This is a genomic window from Dechloromonas aromatica RCB (assembly GCF_000012425.1).
Window position 1 is genome coordinate 4,175,505 of record NC_007298.1, and the last position, 15,776, is coordinate 4,191,280.

Consider the following 15,776-nt stretch of genomic DNA (forward strand, 5'->3'; position numbering starts at 1 on the left):
GTTCAGACAATATCCAGATGGCCGATACCGGTCGTCAGGTCGCGATCCTTGGATTCCTTGCCGTGCAACTTGATTTGCAGACGCAGATCATTGAGCGAATCGGCATTGCGCAACGCATCTTCGTAGGTGATCTTGCCGGCCTCGTAGAGGTCGAACAAGGCCTGGTCGAAAGTCTGCATGCCGAGTTCGCGGGATTTCTTCATGACCTCCTTGATCTCATGGACCTCGCCCTTGAAGATCAGGTCGGAAATCAGCGGCGAGTTGAGCAGCACTTCGATCGCCGCCATCCGGCCCTTGCCGTCCTTTTTCGGGATCAGGCGCTGCGAGACCATGGCGCGCAGGTTCAGCGAGAGGTCCATCAACAGTTGCTGACGTCGCTCTTCCGGGAAGAAGTTGATGATGCGGTCAATCGCCTGGTTGGCACTATTGGCGTGTAGCGTAGCGAGTGCCAGATGGCCGGTTTCGGCGAAGGCGATGGCGTAGTCCATGGTGTTGCGGTCGCGGATTTCGCCCATCAGGATGACGTCCGGTGCCTGACGCAGCGTGTTCTTCAGCGCCGGACCCCAGTCATCGGTATCGACCCCGACTTCGCGCTGGGTGACGATGCAGTTCTTGTGGTCATGGACGTACTCGATCGGGTCCTCGATCGTGATGATGTGACCGTAGGAATTCTCGTTGCGATAATCGACCAGCGCCGCCAGTGAGGTCGTCTTGCCGGTGCCGGTGCCGCCGACAAAGATGATCAGGCCGCGCTTGGTCATCGCCAGATCCTTCAAAACCGGCGGCAACTGCAGTTCGTCGAGCGTCGGGATGCTCATGTTGATCGTCCGACAAACGACGCCAACCCGCCCCTGCTGGACCAATGCATTGACCCGGAAGCGGCCAATGCCAGCCGGCGAAATGGCGAAGTTGCATTCCTTGGTCGCTTCGAACTCGGAGGCCTGGCGGTCGTTCATGATCGAGCGTGCCAGTTCGGCCGTGTGCTGCGGCGTCAGAATCTGGTTCGAGACTGGCGTGATCTTGCCATCGATCTTGATGGCCGGCGGAAACCCAGCCGTGATAAAAAGGTCGGAGCCTTTCTTTTGCGACATCAGGCGCAAAAGATCGTGCATGAATTTCATTGCCTGATCGCGTTCCATACTTTCCCCTCTGTTGTTCTATTCCCTGCCTGATCAGGCCGGGAATGCATCCTTGTTGGCCGCCTTGTAGCGTGCCTCATTGCTCGACACCACATTGCGTCGAACCATGTCGATCAGATTCTGATCCAGTGTCTGCATGCCGAAATTCTGGCCGGTCTGAATGGCTGAATACATCTGGGCAATCTTGTTCTCACGAATCAGATTGCGGATAGCCGGCGTACCAATCATGATTTCGTGCGCCGCAACCCGGCCGCCCCCATCCTTGGTCTTGAGCAGCGTCTGCGAAATGACGGCGCGTAACGATTCGGACAGCATCGAACGAACCATTTCCTTTTCTGCCGCGGGGAAGACGTCAACCACGCGGTCGACTGTCTTGGCAGCAGATGAGGTATGCAGCGTGCCGAACACCAAGTGACCGGTTTCGGCTGCGGTCAGGGCCAGGCGGATGGTTTCCAGGTCACGCATTTCGCCGACCAGAATGACGTCCGGATCCTCGCGCAGCGCCGAACGCAGGGCATTGGAGAACGACAGGGTATGCGGCCCGACTTCGCGCTGGTTGATCAGGCACTTCTTCGATTCATGCACGAATTCGATTGGATCCTCGACCGTCAGGATGTGGCCGTATTCGTTTTCGTTGATGTGATTGACCATCGCCGCCAGTGTCGTCGATTTGCCGGAACCGGTCGGCCCGGTGACCAGCACGATACCGCGCGGATACTCGGAAATTTCCTTGAAAATTTTCGGGCAATTCAACTCTTCAAGGGTCAGCACCTTGGACGGAATGGTCCGGAACACCGCCGCCGCACCGCGCTGCTGGTTGAAGGCATTGACCCGGAAACGCGCCAGATTGGGAATTTCGAAAGAGAAATCACATTCCAGCGTTTCTTCATAAATCTTGCGCTGGCCATCGTTCATGATGTCGTACACCATACCGTGCACATCCTTGTGCTCCATGGCTGGCAGGTTGATGCGCCGGACGTCGCCGTGCACGCGAATCATGGGCGGCAACCCGGACGACAAATGAAGGTCTGAAGCCTTGTTCTTGACACTGAAGGCCAACAGTTCGGTGATGTCCATGCGGATCGTCCTCGGAGCGCGTGTATACTTGGTTTGTGGTTAATTCCAAAAGGATTATGAGCGCAATCGCCGACAACCTGCAAGCCGTCCACAGTCGTATCGCCCTTGCCGCAGCTGCGGCCGGACGTTCGCCGGACACCGTTCGCCTGCTTGCCGTCAGCAAGACGTGGCCTTTGTCGTGCGTTCTCGATGCGGCCGACGCCGGTCAGCGCGCCTTTGGCGAGAACTACGTGCAGGAAGGCATCGACAAGATCGCGGCCATCAGCGGCCGCAATCTGGAGTGGCACTTTATCGGACCGCTGCAGAGCAACAAGTCGCGCCCCGTCGCCGAGCGCTTTGACTGGGTCCATTCCATCGAGCGCCTGAAAATCGCCGAACGTCTGTCTGCCCAGCGCCCCGCCTACCTGCCACCGTTGCAGGTCTGCATCCAGGTCAATGTTTCCGGCGAGGCCAGCAAGAGCGGCTGTGCCCCGGATGAGGCGCCTGCCCTGTGCAAGTCGATCGCTGCACTTCCCGGCCTCCGCCTGCGTGGCCTGATGGCCATTCCCGAGCCGACGGACGACCTTGACGCCCAGCGCCTACCGTTTCGCCAGCTCCGGGAAATTTACGAACATATCCGGGCCTCCGGCCTGCCACTCGACACACTCTCCATGGGCATGTCCCACGATCTTGAAGCAGCCATCGCCGAAGGTGCGACCATCGTCCGCATCGGCACGGCCATTTTTGGTGAAAGAAACTACGCATGAAAATTGTTTTCCTTGGCGGCGGCAACATGGCCAACGCGCTGATCGGCGGTATGGTGAAGCAAGGCTTTTCTGCAGCGGATATCCACGTGATCGACCCGGGTGCAGAGGCGCTGGCCAAACTGGCCAGCGCTTATGGCGTCAACTGCCACGCCAGCGCCGATGCAGCACCAGCTTCACCCGATGTGCTTATTCTGGCGGTCAAGCCGCAGCAGATGAAGGACGCTGTCGCACCGCTCGTCGGCAAGCTGGGCAAGGCGCTGATCATCAGCATCGCCGCCGGCCTCGACATGACGGCACTATCACGCTGGCTGGGCGGCCATCGCCAGATTGTTCGCTGCATGCCCAACACGCCAGCCCTGATCGGCGCTGGTATAACCGGGCTATGCGCCCTGCCGGAAGTAAGCACTGACCAACGCGCTGTAGCCGACCGCGTGCTGCGTGCCGTCGGCACCACCGTCTGGATAGACGACGAAGCAAAGATTGATGGTGTGACCGCCATCTCCGGCAGTGGCCCGGCCTACGTTTTTCTGTTCATCGAAGCGCTGCAACAGGCTGCTGCCGATCTCGGTTTCACGCCGGAGCAGGGCCGCCAGCTGGCCATCGAAACTGTCCAGGGGGCAGCCGCGCTGGCTGCGCAATCGACCGAGCCGGCTTCCATCCTGCGTGAACGGGTGACCTCCAAAGGAGGCACGACCGCTGCAGCCCTGAACGTCATGGCCGAACGCGGCGTAAAAGAAGGCATTGTTGCCGGCTGCATGGCGGCCGCCGCGCGTGGCCAGGAACTCGGCAAGATCCTTGGGGCTGACTGATGCAGGCCATCGCCTTTTTGCTCGACGCTGTCGTCAGCTTCTTCTGCACCCTGTTTTTGCTGCGCTTCATGATGCAGGCGATGCGGGTTTCTTTCGCCGGCCAGATTGGCGATTTCGTCGTCAAGCTGACCAACTGGGCGGTCAAGCCGCTGCGTCGCATCATTCCCGGGGCCGGCGGTTTCGACTGGGCCAGCCTAATTGCCGCACTCGGCGCTCAACTCCTGCTATCGGTCCTGCTCATTGGCCTGGCCGGTCCAGCAATGAACGCCGATCCAGGCAGTATCGCGCTGATGGTGCAGTGGTTCGCCATGCGCGCGCTGCTTCGCCTGACGGTCTATATCCTGATCGGAGCGCTTATCCTGCAGGCCGTGCTGTCGTGGATCAACCCCTACTCGCCACTGGCGGCGCCGGCCTACCAATTAACCCGGCCAATTCTCGATCCGATCCGCCGCATCATCCCGACCATTTCCGGCATCGATCTGTCGCCGCTGGTCGCCATCCTGCTCCTGCAGGCCTTGTTGATGTTCCTGTGAGTGACTGGTTCCGTCAGGCAGCCAATGGCTGCATCACACTGACCCTGCACATCCAGCCCGGCGCGAAGAAATCGGAATTCGCCGGGCTGCATGGCGATGCCCTGAAAATCCGCCTCGCCGCACCGCCCGTCGATGGCAAGGCCAACGAGGCGCTGATCAGATTCATCGCCGACGCACTGGGACTAGCCAAATCGGCGGTCCATCTGAAGAGTGGCCAAACCTCGCGGCGCAAGGTGCTGGAAATCCTTGGCACCAGTACCACGACTATCGCTGGACTGGCTGATCGATAAGACAAACGGCCACCGACGCAGCCGCCTGTCCTGCAACCATACCCGCAATCTATTTTTTCACCGCAGCCTTGGCAGCACCATCACCCACCGTCAACTCACTGCGCAATTTGGCGATGCTTTTCTCGCCAAAACCCTTGACGCCTTTCAAGTCGTCCACCGATTTGAAGGAACCATTCTTGGTCCGGTAATCGACAATGGCCTTGGCTTTGCTGGGGCCGATTCCCTTGACACCGTCGAGCTCGTCGACCGTGGCGGTGTTTAGATTCACCGCCGCAAAAGCCAGGCTGATGCTGGAAAAAAGGACAAGAATCAGGGTCAGTACACGTTTCATCGGTTGCTCCTTCGGATTGAAAATATCGCGCTGCACAAGACAACGGCCTCACCGGAATGCCCGGTGAGGCCGTTTAATTTTAATGCTAACGGAATTTTCTATGCCAAATAAATTCGCCTCACGCTTGATAGACCGGGCGGCCACCAACCAGCGTCGCCTTGACCTTCCCTGTCATCACGTAGCCCAGCCAAGGCGAATTTTTACCGCGGCTCTTCAGGGCGTCCGGTGTCAGCTGCCAGTTCGCTTCCGGGTCGAAAATACAGATGTCCGCCGTTGTACCGATCGCCAGTTGACCGCTGGCCAGACCGAGCACTGCTGCCGGCGCAGACGTAATACGGGCCAGAGCCGTCGGCAGATCGACCTTGGCGGCGTCGGCCCACTTCAGGGTCAGCGGGAGCAGCACTTCAAGGCCGGTGGCGCCTGGCTTGGCTTCGCCGAAGGGCAGCAGCTTGTCGTCGGCGCCAACCGGGGTATGGTCGGAACAGATGGCCGCCCAGCCGGCAACGACGGCGTCGGACAGGGCCTGGCGGTCGGTCTGGGCCCGCAATGGTGGGCAGAAACGGGCATGCGGATTGAAGAAGCCGATGTCGTTCTCGGTGAGCAATAAATGATGCACGCCGACATCGCAGGAAATTGGCAGGCCATCGTGCTGGGCACGGTGCACTAGGGCCATGCCGGCCGCGGACGAGATGCGGGTCAGATGGATGCGGCAACCGGTGTCGCGCACCAACTGGATGATGGTACCGATGGCGATGGTTTCGGCCGCGACGGGAATACCAGCCAGACCGAGGCGACTGGCCACTTCCCCTTCGTGCGCAATGCCATTGCGTGACAGCCAGTAGTCCTGCGGCTGCAACCAGACGGCGAAATCGAAGGTCGCCGCGTATTCCAAGGCACGCAGCAGCGCCTCGGTATCGACCACCGTCTTGTTAGCCTGCGAGAAGGCAACGCAGCCGGCTTTCTTCAAGCCGGCCAGTTCGGCCAGGCGCTCGCCCTTGAGGCCGAGGGTCAGCGCACCGAGCGGCAGGACGCGGGCCTTGCCGATTTCCTCACCGCGATGAACCAGGCGATCGGCCAGTTCCGGCTCGTCGAGCGGGGGGTCGGCATCCGGCGGCACGACGACGGTGGTCACACCACCAGCAACTGCAGCGGCTAGTTCCGCTTCGATTGAGTTCAGGCGGGCGCCAAGGTCGATAAAGCCGGGGCAGACGACACAGCCGGCGGCATCGATGCTCCGGTCGGCGACAAACCCGGCAGGTACCTGACCGATGCCGGCTACCTTACCATCGGCGACATAGAGCGAGGCTCTGCGGTCGACACCGTTTTTCGGATCGATGACACGGCCATTTTCAATAACGATGTTCATGTTCAATTCCCTGCAACGATGCTCATGACGGCCATGCGAACCGCGATGCCGAAGGTGACCTGGGGCAGGATCACAGCCTGCGAGCCGTCGGCCACTGCCGAGTGAATTTCGACCCCCCGGTTCATTGGCCCCGGGTGCATGACGATGGCGTCCGGCTTGGCCAGCGCCAGCTTTTGCGGGGTCAGACCGTAGTGACGGAAGTACTCGCCGGCTGATGGCAACAAGGCACCAGTCATCCGCTCGTTCTGCAAACGCAGCATGATGACCACGTCGCAATCCTTGAGTCCTTCGTTCATGTCGTGGAAGACATGCACACCGAGCTTGTCGAGATGCTTGGGCAGCAGCGTCTCCGGGCCGATGGCGCGGACCTCCGGCACGCCCAGCGTGGTCAGGGCGTGAATGTCGGAGCGGGCGACGCGTGAATGCAGAATGTCACCGACAATCGCCACGCGCAGTTGCGTGAAGTCCTTCTTGTAGTGGCGAATGGTGTACATGTCGAGCAGCCCTTGGGTCGGATGGGCGTGCCGTCCGTCACCGGCATTGACGACGTGGATGTCATCCCGGCCAACCCGCTGCAGATGCTCGGCAATCAGATAGGGCGCACCACTGGAGGCATGGCGCACCACGAACAGATTGGCGTGCATGGCGCACAGGTTGTCGATGGTGTCGAGCAGGGTCTCACCCTTGCTGGCCGAGGACTTGTTGATATCGAGGTTGATCACGTCAGCCGACAGGCGCTTGGCGGCGATCTCGAAGGTAGTGCGGGTCCGCGTCGAGTTTTCGAAGAACAGGTTAAAAACGCTCTTGCCGCGCAGCAAGGGGACTTTCTTGACCTCACGGGCCGAGACTTCCATGAAGGAGGCAGCGGTGTCGAGAATCTGGTTCAGGATGGCCTTGGGTAGCCCCTCGACGGACAACAGATGACTAAGTTCGCCGTTCTTGTTCAACTGCGGGTTATACATTTTCCAGCCTCCAGGCGAGTTGACCGGCATCGTTGCGGGCGAGGACCAGATTCTGCCCATCGCTCAGATCCACGCTCCAGACACAGTAAGTGGCGCCAATCGGCAATTCGCGCCCGCCGCGGTCAGCGAGCAGGGCCAGTTCAACAGCAGCCGGGCGACCGTAATCAAACAATTCGTTGATGGCAGCACGCGTCGTACGACCGGTATAAAGCACGTCATCGACCAGAATGATGTGGCGGCCTTCGACATCGAAGGGAATGACCGTCGGCCGGCACTGCGGATGCAGTCCCTTTTCGGCAAAGTCGTCGCGGTAAAACGAAACGTCGATCATCCCGATGTCTTCCGACAGCGCGAGCAGTTCCTTCAGTCGCTCGGCGACCCAGGCGCCGCCGCTGAAAATTCCGACCAGCGCGGGGTTCTTGTGCAAATGAGGACGAATCAGGTCAGCCAATTGGCGACACTGGGCCTCGGCATCAGGCAGAGGGTTGGGTAGGGATGACATGGTGCGGGCTTTCGAACCAGGTTTGAAGGATAAGTTGAGCCGCTACTGCATCAAGCAGCGGCTTGGCTGATTTACTATTGCGGCCGGTTTCACGCAGGCGTGCTTCGGCATCCAGCGAAGTCAGACGCTCATCGGCAAAGGAAACCGGCAAATTGAAGCGTCTGGCCAGTCGTTCGCCAAATTTTGTCGCCAAGCGGGTCATTTCATGCGGCGTTCCATCGGCATGGGTCGGCAGGCCGACCACCAGTTGTTCCGGTTGCCACTCGGCGACCAGCTTGCCGATCGCGGCAAATCGGTCTTCGTTCGATTCAGCATGGATGGTGGTCAGCGGGTGGGCGGAACAGAGCATGGTTTCACCGGTGGCGACACCGATACGCTTTTCGCCGAAATCGAAGGCGAGCACTGTCCCCACGTCAGGCGTGTCCAGCCACGTCGGAAAGCTGGGTAAAACTGATACCGAGTTTCTGCATGGCGGCAGGCAGACGCTCCTCCGGTGGCAGATCGAACAGGATGCTGGCCTTGGCTGGCACCGTCAGCCAGGAGTTCTGGGCCAGTTCCTCTTCCAGCTGTCCGGCATCCCAGCCGGCATAGCCAAGGGTAACGAGGATTTCCGCCGGCAAGCCGGCACTCCCGACTGAACTCAGTACATCACGAGAACTGGTCAGGCCGACATCGCTGTTGATGGCCAGCGTGGACTGCCATTGGCCGATTGGACGATGAAGCACAAAGCCGCGATCCAGCTGAACCGGCCCACCAAAATAGACGGGCATATCGGCGAGATTCTCGGCCTCCAGCTTGATGTCGATTTTTTCAAGCAAACTGGCCAGATTCATGTCGATCGGGCGATTGACGATAATCCCCAAGGCGCCGTTCTCATTGTGTTCGCAGATATAGACCAGCGCGTTGGAAAAGTACGGATCTTCCAGCGTCGGCATGGCGATGAGAAAGTTGTCGGTCAGATTGACGTTGTCCATGACTGGAATTTTAATCGCCGGGGAGGTACAAACCAACCATGAAAAAAGAAAAAGCCTTGGTCTGGTTCCGCCGCGACTTGCGCGACCATGACCACGCCGCCCTGAGCGCGGCCCTCGCCGAGGCGCAGCAGGTGTATTGCGCCTTTGTCTTCGATAGCGAAATTCTCGATCCGCTGCCAACACGCCATGATCGCCGGGTGCACTTCATCCGCGAATCGCTGGTCGAACTGGATGCCGCCTTGCGAGCCAGGGGTGGCGGGCTGATCATTCGGCACGGCCAGGCCGTCGACGAGATTCCTGCTCTCGCCAGGCGGCTTGGCGTATCTGCCGTCTTCACCAACCGGGATTACGAACCCTCGGCGAAACGCCGCGATGCCCAGGTTGCCCGGCAACTTCGGAACGACGACATTGCCTTTCACGGTGTCAAGGATCAGGCCATTTTCGATGGCGACGAAGTATTAACCCAGGCGGGAAAAGCCTTTTCTGTTTTTACCCCCTACAAGAATGCCTGGCTAAAACGCCTGACCACCGCTGATTACGCTGCCTGGCCCTGTGATGGGCGATTGGCCGGCCAGGAACTGGCAGGCATTCCAACGCTGGAAGAGATTGGCTTTACTCCGACCGACTTGGCCGAACTCGGCATCCAGCCGGGCATGTCAGGCGCCAAAGGGCTGTGGGACGATTTCTCCCGGGACCGCATCGAGCGCTATGGCAGCCTGCGCGACTTTCCTGCCGTCAAGGGCGTCTCCTACCTGTCCGTCCATCTACGCTTCGGGACCATCTCGATCCGCCAACTGGTCAGGCAGGCATTGGCACATCAGGCTGACACCTGGCTCAGCGAGTTGATCTGGCGCGACTTCTATTTCATGATCCTCGACCATTTTCCCCACGTCGCCGGACACGCCTTCAAGCCGGAATACGATGCAATTCAATGGGCAAGCCGTCCTGAAGCCTTTGCAGCCTGGTGCGAAGGTTGCACCGGCTACCCGCTAGTCGATGCGGCCATGCGCCAACTCAATTTCAGCGGCTGGATGCACAATCGGCTCCGCATGGTCGTCGCCTCCTTCCTGACCAAGGATCTCGGCATCGACTGGCGGCTCGGCGAAAAATACTTTGCCGAGCAACTCAACGACTTCGATCTGTCTGCCAACAACGGCGGCTGGCAGTGGGCCTCATCGAGCGGCTGCGATGCCCAGCCCTATTTTCGGATTTTCAACCCGGTCACGCAGTCGGAAAAGTTCGATGCGGAGGGCAAATTCATCCGCCGTTATGTGCCGGAACTGGCCAAGGTACACGATAAATACATCCATGCCCCGTGGAAAATGGGGCGCATCGAACAGGAAGCACTCGGGGTGGTGATCGGACGCGACTACCCGTCGCCGATCGTCGATCACGCAACGGCCAGGGATGAAACCCTGGCCCGCTACGCAGTCGTCAAGAAGCAGGCCTAATGCGCCCGTCTCGCCTTGGCATAACCGTCGATCAGACTGAGCAACTCAACTTCGTCGTACGGCTTGCCAAGGTAATGGTTGGCACCGATTTCCAGTGCGTAGTTGCGATGTTTGTCGGCCGTCCGCGAGGTGATCATGATGATCGGCACCGAGCGCAGACGCTCCTCGGCGCGAATATTGCGCACCAGATCGAAACCATCCATGCGGGGCATTTCGATGTCGGACAGGATCACATCCGGCATCACGTCGATCAGTTGCTCCAGCGCATCGACACCATCCTTGGCCAGGATGACCTGATAGCCTTCGCGCATCAGCAAACGGCTCGTGATCTTGCGCACCGTCAGCGAATCGTCGACCACCATCACCGTCGGCAGCATTTCAACCGCCGTTGCGACCGGCTCCGGTGCCGCCGGTACGGCCGCCACGACAGCCGGCGCACCGCTTACCGGGACCCGGCTGGCCAGCGCCACCGGATTCAGGATCAGCACGACCTTGCCATCGCCAAGCACGGTAGCGCCGGCAATACCGACGACCCGCGCCAGCTGCACACCGATATTCTTGACGACAACTTCCTGGTTACCCTTGAGTTCATCGACCAGAATCGCTACCCGTTGCGAACCGGAACGCAGCAATAGCACCCAATATTGGCGATGCAACTCTGGCACCGCCTGCGTATCACCCAGCAAATGCGGCAGGTACTGGAAGGGATAACGATTGCCTTGCCACGTTACTTCGCCTTGCTCGCGGTAAACCGCCAGCGCCTTTTCCTTCATTTCCATGACCTGTTCGATCATCGTTGAAGGCACAGCGTAGAGATGGCTGCCAGCCCGGATCAACAAGGTTTGCGTCACGGCTAGGGTCAATGGCAGGTAGAGACGGAAGGTCGTGCCGTGGCCGGGCTGCGACAAAATTTCGATGCGCCCGCCGAGTTCGGCCACTTCCGTCTTCACAACGTCCATGCCGACACCGCGGCCAGCCAACTGGGTCAGTTCGGTCGCCGTCGAAAAGCCCGGCTGGAAGATGAAGTCATACAGCGTTGCTTCGTCGGCATCTTGCCCTGGCTGGAGCAGCCCCATGGCCTCGGCACGGGTGCGGATACGGGTCGTATCCAGCCCTTTACCGTCATCGGACATGGACAGAATGATTTCATTGCCTTCCTGGGCAATCTTGACGACGATTTCTCCCGCTTCCTGCTTGCCGGCAGCAAGGCGCTGATCGCGATTTTCGATACCGTGGGTCACGGCATTGCGCAGCATGTGCTCGATCGGCGCCAGCATCTTGTCGAGCACCGAACGGTCGATATCGACCTGGCCACCGATGATATCGAGATTGGCTCGCTTACCGGTCTCCTTGGCGGTCTGCCGGACAATACGATAAAGACGCTCGGTCTGGCTGGCAAACGGCAGCATGCGCACGCCCATCAGCTCTTGCTGCAGGCTGCGATTCAGGCGTGACTGCGCCAGAATCGCCGCGTTGGCGTCATCAAGATTCTTCAAGAGGTTTTGCTGAACCGTCGCCACGTCATTGACCGACTCGGCCATGAAGCGCGTCAGTTCCTGGAAGCGGGTGAAACGGTCAAGCTCCAGCGGATCGAAATCGGCATCACTTTCCGGAGTGTTGGCCACACGAGCCTGAATCTGAGACTCTGCCTGAATCTCGATGTCGCGCAACTGGCGACGAAGACGAATGACGTTTTCCGTCAATTCGAGCAGCGAGCCTTTCAGACTGCGCATTTCTCCTTCGATCCGGGTCCGGGCAATGGACAACTCACCCGCCTCATTAACCAATCGATCAATCAGGTCGGCACGAACACGCAGCGTGGCGCGTTGCCCGCTGACATCGGTTTCTGGCTCCGCTTCGACATGAAGTGGCTGTACGACAACAGGCGTCGCCGTTTCGCCCTCAACCGCGGGAACTTCCGTAACCTCAGGCTCCTGTGGCCCGGCACGCAGGCGTTCAACCGCCTGCACCAGCGTATCGCATCCGGTTTCAATTTCATCAATGAATGCCGGTGTCGCCTGCCCTGCCCGCATGGCCTCTTCGACCCGCGCTTCGAGCATGTGCGTCACTTCACCGAGATTCATCGCCCCCGCCATCCGCGCACTACCTTTGAAGGTATGCATCAAACGGGCAATCGCCTTTGGCGCTGCGGTACCAGCCGGGTCTCCACGCCAGGTACGCAGTTGCGCCATCAGGTCACGCGTCAGATCAACCGCCTCTTCGAGGAAGATGGGCAGTAGCTGTTCGTCGAATTCATCAGTCAGTTGCGGCAAGGCCGGAACGGGCACCTGTGCGGAAGGTTCCGGCTCGATCTCGGCAACCGTACTCTGCGTACCCGGCAGTTGAATAATCTCGGCGCTTGTCGGCGGCAGCGACTCCTCAACGGGGGCAGGGTGGAAAATGTCATCCAGCGCCGAAATCAGTTGCTGCTGTTCGTCCGGAGCACGCTGCTGGGCCAATGCATCGAACATCCCTTCGAGGGTAATGATGCTCTGCCGCACGGTTTCCAGCCCCTCGATGCTCTCCGGATGAGCTGAACCATCCCGGCGCAACAAGGCGTGCTCAAGGGCGAGGGCCAGTCGATGCAGAGGCATCAGGCCCACAGTTGCTGCAATACCGCCCAATGTATGGGCAGCACGAGTCATTTCGAAAGTCGTCGGCCCGGACGGATTGGCATCGAGCACCGCGTAGCTGTCGACCAAGGTCTGCAGATAACCACGCGCTTCATCGCGGAAAATATCGTACAAGGTCGGCGAGGCCGTCACCATCGAAGGCATGCTTGGCGACACGACTTCAGCCGCTGGTTCGAGTTGCAGCGGAAGCGCTTCCTCTTCCGGAACCGCCACGAGTTCTATGACCTCAGGCAACTCCTCGACAACAGGCAACTCGGTAGCATCGAACTGCTCCACTTCGAGCAGGCCGGCTTCGGGTTCCGGCTCAGTCGCCGGGGTCAGCGAAGTGTGCTCTGCTTCTGGAACAGCTTCGAACTCGATGACCACGGGTAACTCTTCGGCAACAGTCGGCTCAGGCGCAACAAACTGCTCCGCCTCGAACACGCTGATCTCGGCTTCAGCTTCAGCTTCAGCCTCCGGCTCCGGCTCCGGCTCCGGCAATTGAATTTGCTCAGCGACCTCCGGTTCAACCTCTAGCGGCGCCACGGCGACGGGAGGCGGCTCCAGACCACGCAAGCGGCCGGCCAGCGCGACCAGGGCAGAAGGGTCGGGCGCTACACCCTCACCGGACTCAAGATAATGCACCCAGGCGGAGAACAAAGCGTGCTCGCCCTGAATCATCTGCATCAGTTCCGGCGTTGCCCACTGATCTTGGCGCAACCAGATATTCAATGTCTGCTCAAGCTCCCACGCGGCTTCGCCCAGGTCGTTCAAACCGACCATGCGTCCACTGCCCTTGAGCGTATGTGTGGAACGACGAATCGTCGTCAATGCTTCCAAGTTGTGCGGATCAGCAACGAGCAATGCCTGCTGATCGCTCATCGTGACCAAAACTTCGTTGGCCTCCTCAAGAAAGATGGACAGCAGTTCGGCATCAATTGCTTCATGCGTTGACTCGGCAAGCTGCAGCGTTTCAGCCGACGGTGCCGTCACCTCTGGTTGCTGTGGCATCAGGGCGGCGAGCGCGGCATCGCCGCTTTCACCGGCCAGATCGCCAGTCTTCAAAGCCTCAAGTGCCGCCTTGGCAGTTTCTCCCAGCTCGTGATTCGCAACGAGATCAGCATCCTGTTTTAGCGCTTGAAGATTTTGCTTGAGCTCCTGCTGCAGACGCTCATCTGCCGGCGCCTCCTTCAGCGCAGCGACCAGGGCGTGGGTGTCGCGTGCCTGTTGCGCCAGCTCAGCTTCAACACTCGATGCCGGTTCGGCTTCCGAGGAAGTCTCCTCTTCATCCTCATCAATCGTCTTGGTACCCTGAATCCGGCTGACGAAGGCCTCAAAATCAGTCTCACCACTGGGTAGCGCATCAACAAAAAAGCCGAGAATAGACAGCTGCTGGGCAATCTTCTCGAAATCTTCCGGTGAATGGCTTGAACCGGGCTCGGCAAAGCGGTGAATTTGTTCTCCGCAATCCTTGACGCTGGCTGTAGCCCCCATGTGACCGAGCATGGCCAATGCGCCGGCAATCTGTTTCAGCGGACCATCAAGTGGCGCCAGATCGTGTTCAGCGGAGGGATCCCTGAAGAAGGCATCGAGCGACTGCTCGACCTGCGCCAGATTGTTCTGGATTTCCCTGGCAACCTGGCTAATCAGCAGCTTTTCCTGAGCGCGCCGGGTCATTTCGTCGAGCAAGGGCAGCGCTTCATCGGTCGCCGGTCGGCCTGCAATGCAAGCATAAAGCCGGGCAACCATCAGATCGACCTGTTGGGCGAAATCGGTTCCCAGACGCTTGAAGCTCTCCTGGGCGTTCTGCAAAAGCAGGATCGCGGTTGCCACCTCCATCGCCACCGTATCGGAGTGGTGAGCAGGATCTTCGGTCAACCAGTTAGCAATTGCCCCCAGCCCCTGGCCGAGGCGCTTCAGGTCAGTATTTGCAATTTCTTCGGTCAGCGCCGCAACGCTACGCGCCTGTTCGGCGAAGGCAGGCAGCATCGCAGGGCTACCCGATGCGCAGACCTTGTTCCAAATATCCTCAGCACTGCCAAGCACCTCACGCAGACGCCGCAGCACGGCATCCTGCGGTAGCGTCGCCGTCTCGGCGGTAGAGGGAAGCTGTGATGGCAAACCGAAGGTTGACTGGACCTGTGAAACAACGTTGCTCAACCCGGTTGGTGCTTGGGCAACATGATAAAGCGCTTCACGCATCAGACGCTCGGCCAGGCTGTTCGAGCCCTCTAGCAAGCGGCGAATCTGCAGGTCGATGCGGGCACTCACTTGACGGACCGAGCCATCGGCACTGACTGACGGATCCTTCAAGGCCTCAATAAAAGCCTGTGCGGTCCACCAGAATGAACGGGCCGCCGGAGTTTCCTGAGTAGCCTCGATACCCGTCAAGGCATCCAGCATCATCTGACGGCCGGCTTCGGCCTCGGCTGGCTTGGTCAGCCAGCGGAGCAAGCCTTTTTGGTATAGGCCTCGCTCTGCTTTCAATACTTGGCGCAGCTCTTCCTGCCCCAAGCGCTTGCTGGCAGCAACCCGCTTTGGCGGGCGCAAGGAAAGATCAGGGAAAAACAAATCGCTAGCCCGCGCCGTCGGCAAGCCACGCACCTTGGCCAAGGCAAGGTAGACAGGCAACAAACGGAGCGGCTGATTGGGTTCCCCAGCCATCAGTTCGTCGAGATAGAGGCGTATGCCGGCCAGCGCCTGATGCACGGCCGCGACGGCGGCATCGTCAGAAGCCAGGCGCCCCTCTTCCATGGCCGAGAGCAACGACTCCAGCGACTCGGTGACCTGCGTTATGCCGTCCAGGCCGACAATTGCCAATGCACCATGCACTTGGTGAACATGGGTGCGGCAAAACTTGAGCTGTGTGTCATCAGCACCCGAGACATGAAGTCCAAAGGCTTCCTCCGCCCGCTCCAGCGCCAGATCAATCTCGCCCTTGACCCAGGTCAGGGGGCCCAAATCAAATTCAGTTGCCGCGTTCA

Annotated in this window: 14 protein-coding genes; 5 read left to right on the forward strand and 9 right to left on the reverse strand. The window is 59.7% G+C overall.

Annotated elements, in window-relative coordinates:
- Positions 1 to 2 precede the first annotated feature (2 nt).
- Both DARO_RS19810 and DARO_RS19815 read right to left on the reverse strand, forming a co-directional pair.
- Positions 3 to 1,139 (reverse strand): PilT/PilU family type 4a pilus ATPase, encoded by a 1,137-nt coding sequence (locus DARO_RS19810; protein ID WP_011289605.1) that lies wholly within the window; start codon positions 1,137 to 1,139, stop codon positions 3 to 5.
- 33 nt (positions 1,140 to 1,172) lie between these two features.
- A complete protein-coding gene (locus DARO_RS19815; RefSeq protein WP_011289606.1) occupies positions 1,173 to 2,216 on the reverse strand; it encodes a type IV pilus twitching motility protein PilT in 1,044 nt (347 codons plus the stop codon).
- A 56-nt stretch (positions 2,217 to 2,272) separates the two neighbouring features.
- Between DARO_RS19815 and DARO_RS19820 the strand changes: the two genes are divergently transcribed.
- From DARO_RS19820 to DARO_RS19835, 4 genes are read left to right on the forward strand one after another with little or no spacing between them, the layout of a single operon-like run.
- Complete coding sequence (locus tag DARO_RS19820) at positions 2,273 to 2,962, forward strand: YggS family pyridoxal phosphate-dependent enzyme (protein WP_011289607.1); 690 nt, start codon at positions 2,273 to 2,275, stop codon at positions 2,960 to 2,962.
- Positions 2,959 to 3,771: a pyrroline-5-carboxylate reductase gene (proC, locus tag DARO_RS19825; protein ID WP_011289608.1), complete on the forward strand. Its 813-nt coding sequence runs from the start codon at positions 2,959 to 2,961 to the stop codon at positions 3,769 to 3,771. Before DARO_RS19820 ends, proC begins: the two co-directional genes overlap by 4 nt.
- Positions 3,771 to 4,304, forward strand: a complete 534-nt coding sequence (locus DARO_RS19830; protein ID WP_011289609.1) for a YggT family protein — start codon at positions 3,771 to 3,773, stop codon at positions 4,302 to 4,304. The genes proC and DARO_RS19830 overlap by 1 nt, the downstream gene beginning before the upstream one ends.
- Entirely contained in the window at positions 4,301 to 4,594 is a 294-nt protein-coding gene (locus tag DARO_RS19835) for a DUF167 domain-containing protein (RefSeq protein WP_011289610.1), read from the forward strand. Before DARO_RS19830 ends, DARO_RS19835 begins: the two co-directional genes overlap by 4 nt.
- Positions 4,595 to 4,643: 49 nt before the next feature.
- Here DARO_RS19835 and DARO_RS19840 read toward each other — a convergent pair whose 3' ends face one another.
- From DARO_RS19840 to DARO_RS19865, 6 genes are all read right to left on the reverse strand, one after another.
- Positions 4,644 to 4,925 (reverse strand): helix-hairpin-helix domain-containing protein, encoded by a 282-nt coding sequence (locus tag DARO_RS19840; protein ID WP_041224560.1) that lies wholly within the window; start codon positions 4,923 to 4,925, stop codon positions 4,644 to 4,646.
- Between the two features lie 118 nt (positions 4,926 to 5,043).
- Positions 5,044 to 6,291, reverse strand: a complete 1,248-nt coding sequence (locus DARO_RS19845; protein WP_011289612.1) for a dihydroorotase — start codon at positions 6,289 to 6,291, stop codon at positions 5,044 to 5,046.
- A 2-nt stretch (positions 6,292 to 6,293) separates the two neighbouring features.
- Complete coding sequence (locus DARO_RS19850; protein ID WP_011289613.1) at positions 6,294 to 7,253, reverse strand: aspartate carbamoyltransferase catalytic subunit; 960 nt, start codon at positions 7,251 to 7,253, stop codon at positions 6,294 to 6,296.
- On the reverse strand, positions 7,246 to 7,755 hold the full coding sequence (gene pyrR / locus DARO_RS19855) for a bifunctional pyr operon transcriptional regulator/uracil phosphoribosyltransferase PyrR (protein WP_011289614.1): 510 nt from the start codon (positions 7,753 to 7,755) through the stop codon (positions 7,246 to 7,248). The genes DARO_RS19850 and pyrR overlap by 8 nt, the downstream gene beginning before the upstream one ends.
- Positions 7,727 to 8,167 (reverse strand): Holliday junction resolvase RuvX, encoded by a 441-nt coding sequence (ruvX, locus tag DARO_RS19860; RefSeq protein WP_011289615.1) that lies wholly within the window; start codon positions 8,165 to 8,167, stop codon positions 7,727 to 7,729. Before ruvX ends, pyrR begins: the two co-directional genes overlap by 29 nt.
- Position 8,168: 1 nt before the next feature.
- The gene (locus DARO_RS19865; protein WP_011289616.1) at positions 8,169 to 8,729 is read right to left on the reverse strand and encodes a YqgE/AlgH family protein; all 561 of its coding nucleotides are present in this window, start codon (positions 8,727 to 8,729) and stop codon (positions 8,169 to 8,171) included.
- Positions 8,730 to 8,767: 38 nt separating this feature from the next.
- Between DARO_RS19865 and DARO_RS19870 the strand changes: the two genes are divergently transcribed.
- Positions 8,768 to 10,180 carry a cryptochrome/photolyase family protein gene (locus DARO_RS19870; RefSeq protein ID WP_011289617.1) on the forward strand — a complete coding sequence of 471 codons (1,413 nt, stop codon included), beginning with the start codon at positions 8,768 to 8,770 and terminating at the stop codon, positions 10,178 to 10,180.
- On the opposite strand, the gene DARO_RS19875 is transcribed toward DARO_RS19870, so the two are convergent.
- A complete protein-coding gene (locus DARO_RS19875; RefSeq protein WP_198134077.1) occupies positions 10,177 to 15,753 on the reverse strand; it encodes an Hpt domain-containing protein in 5,577 nt (1,858 codons plus the stop codon). The two genes, DARO_RS19870 and DARO_RS19875, sit on opposite strands and share 4 nt — an antisense overlap.
- Between the last annotated feature and the right edge of the window lie 23 nt (positions 15,754 to 15,776).

Coding starts and splice junctions, on each gene's coding strand:
- DARO_RS19865 (WP_011289616.1), bottom strand. CDS start 8,729: ATGGACAACGTCAATCTGACCGACAACTTTCTCATCGCCATGCCGACG.
- DARO_RS19845 (WP_011289612.1), bottom strand. CDS start 6,291: ATGAACATCGTTATTGAAAATGGCCGTGTCATCGATCCGAAAAACGGT.
- proC (WP_011289608.1), top strand. CDS start 2,959: ATGAAAATTGTTTTCCTTGGCGGCGGCAACATGGCCAACGCGCTGATC.
- pyrR (WP_011289614.1), bottom strand. CDS start 7,755: ATGTCATCCCTACCCAACCCTCTGCCTGATGCCGAGGCCCAGTGTCGC.
- DARO_RS19830 (WP_011289609.1), top strand. CDS start 3,771: ATGCAGGCCATCGCCTTTTTGCTCGACGCTGTCGTCAGCTTCTTCTGC.
- DARO_RS19820 (WP_011289607.1), top strand. CDS start 2,273: ATGAGCGCAATCGCCGACAACCTGCAAGCCGTCCACAGTCGTATCGCC.
- DARO_RS19815 (WP_011289606.1), bottom strand. CDS start 2,216: ATGGACATCACCGAACTGTTGGCCTTCAGTGTCAAGAACAAGGCTTCA.
- DARO_RS19870 (WP_011289617.1), top strand. CDS start 8,768: ATGAAAAAAGAAAAAGCCTTGGTCTGGTTCCGCCGCGACTTGCGCGAC.
- DARO_RS19810 (WP_011289605.1), bottom strand. CDS start 1,139: ATGGAACGCGATCAGGCAATGAAATTCATGCACGATCTTTTGCGCCTG.
- DARO_RS19850 (WP_011289613.1), bottom strand. CDS start 7,253: ATGTATAACCCGCAGTTGAACAAGAACGGCGAACTTAGTCATCTGTTG.
- DARO_RS19840 (WP_041224560.1), bottom strand. CDS start 4,925: ATGAAACGTGTACTGACCCTGATTCTTGTCCTTTTTTCCAGCATCAGC.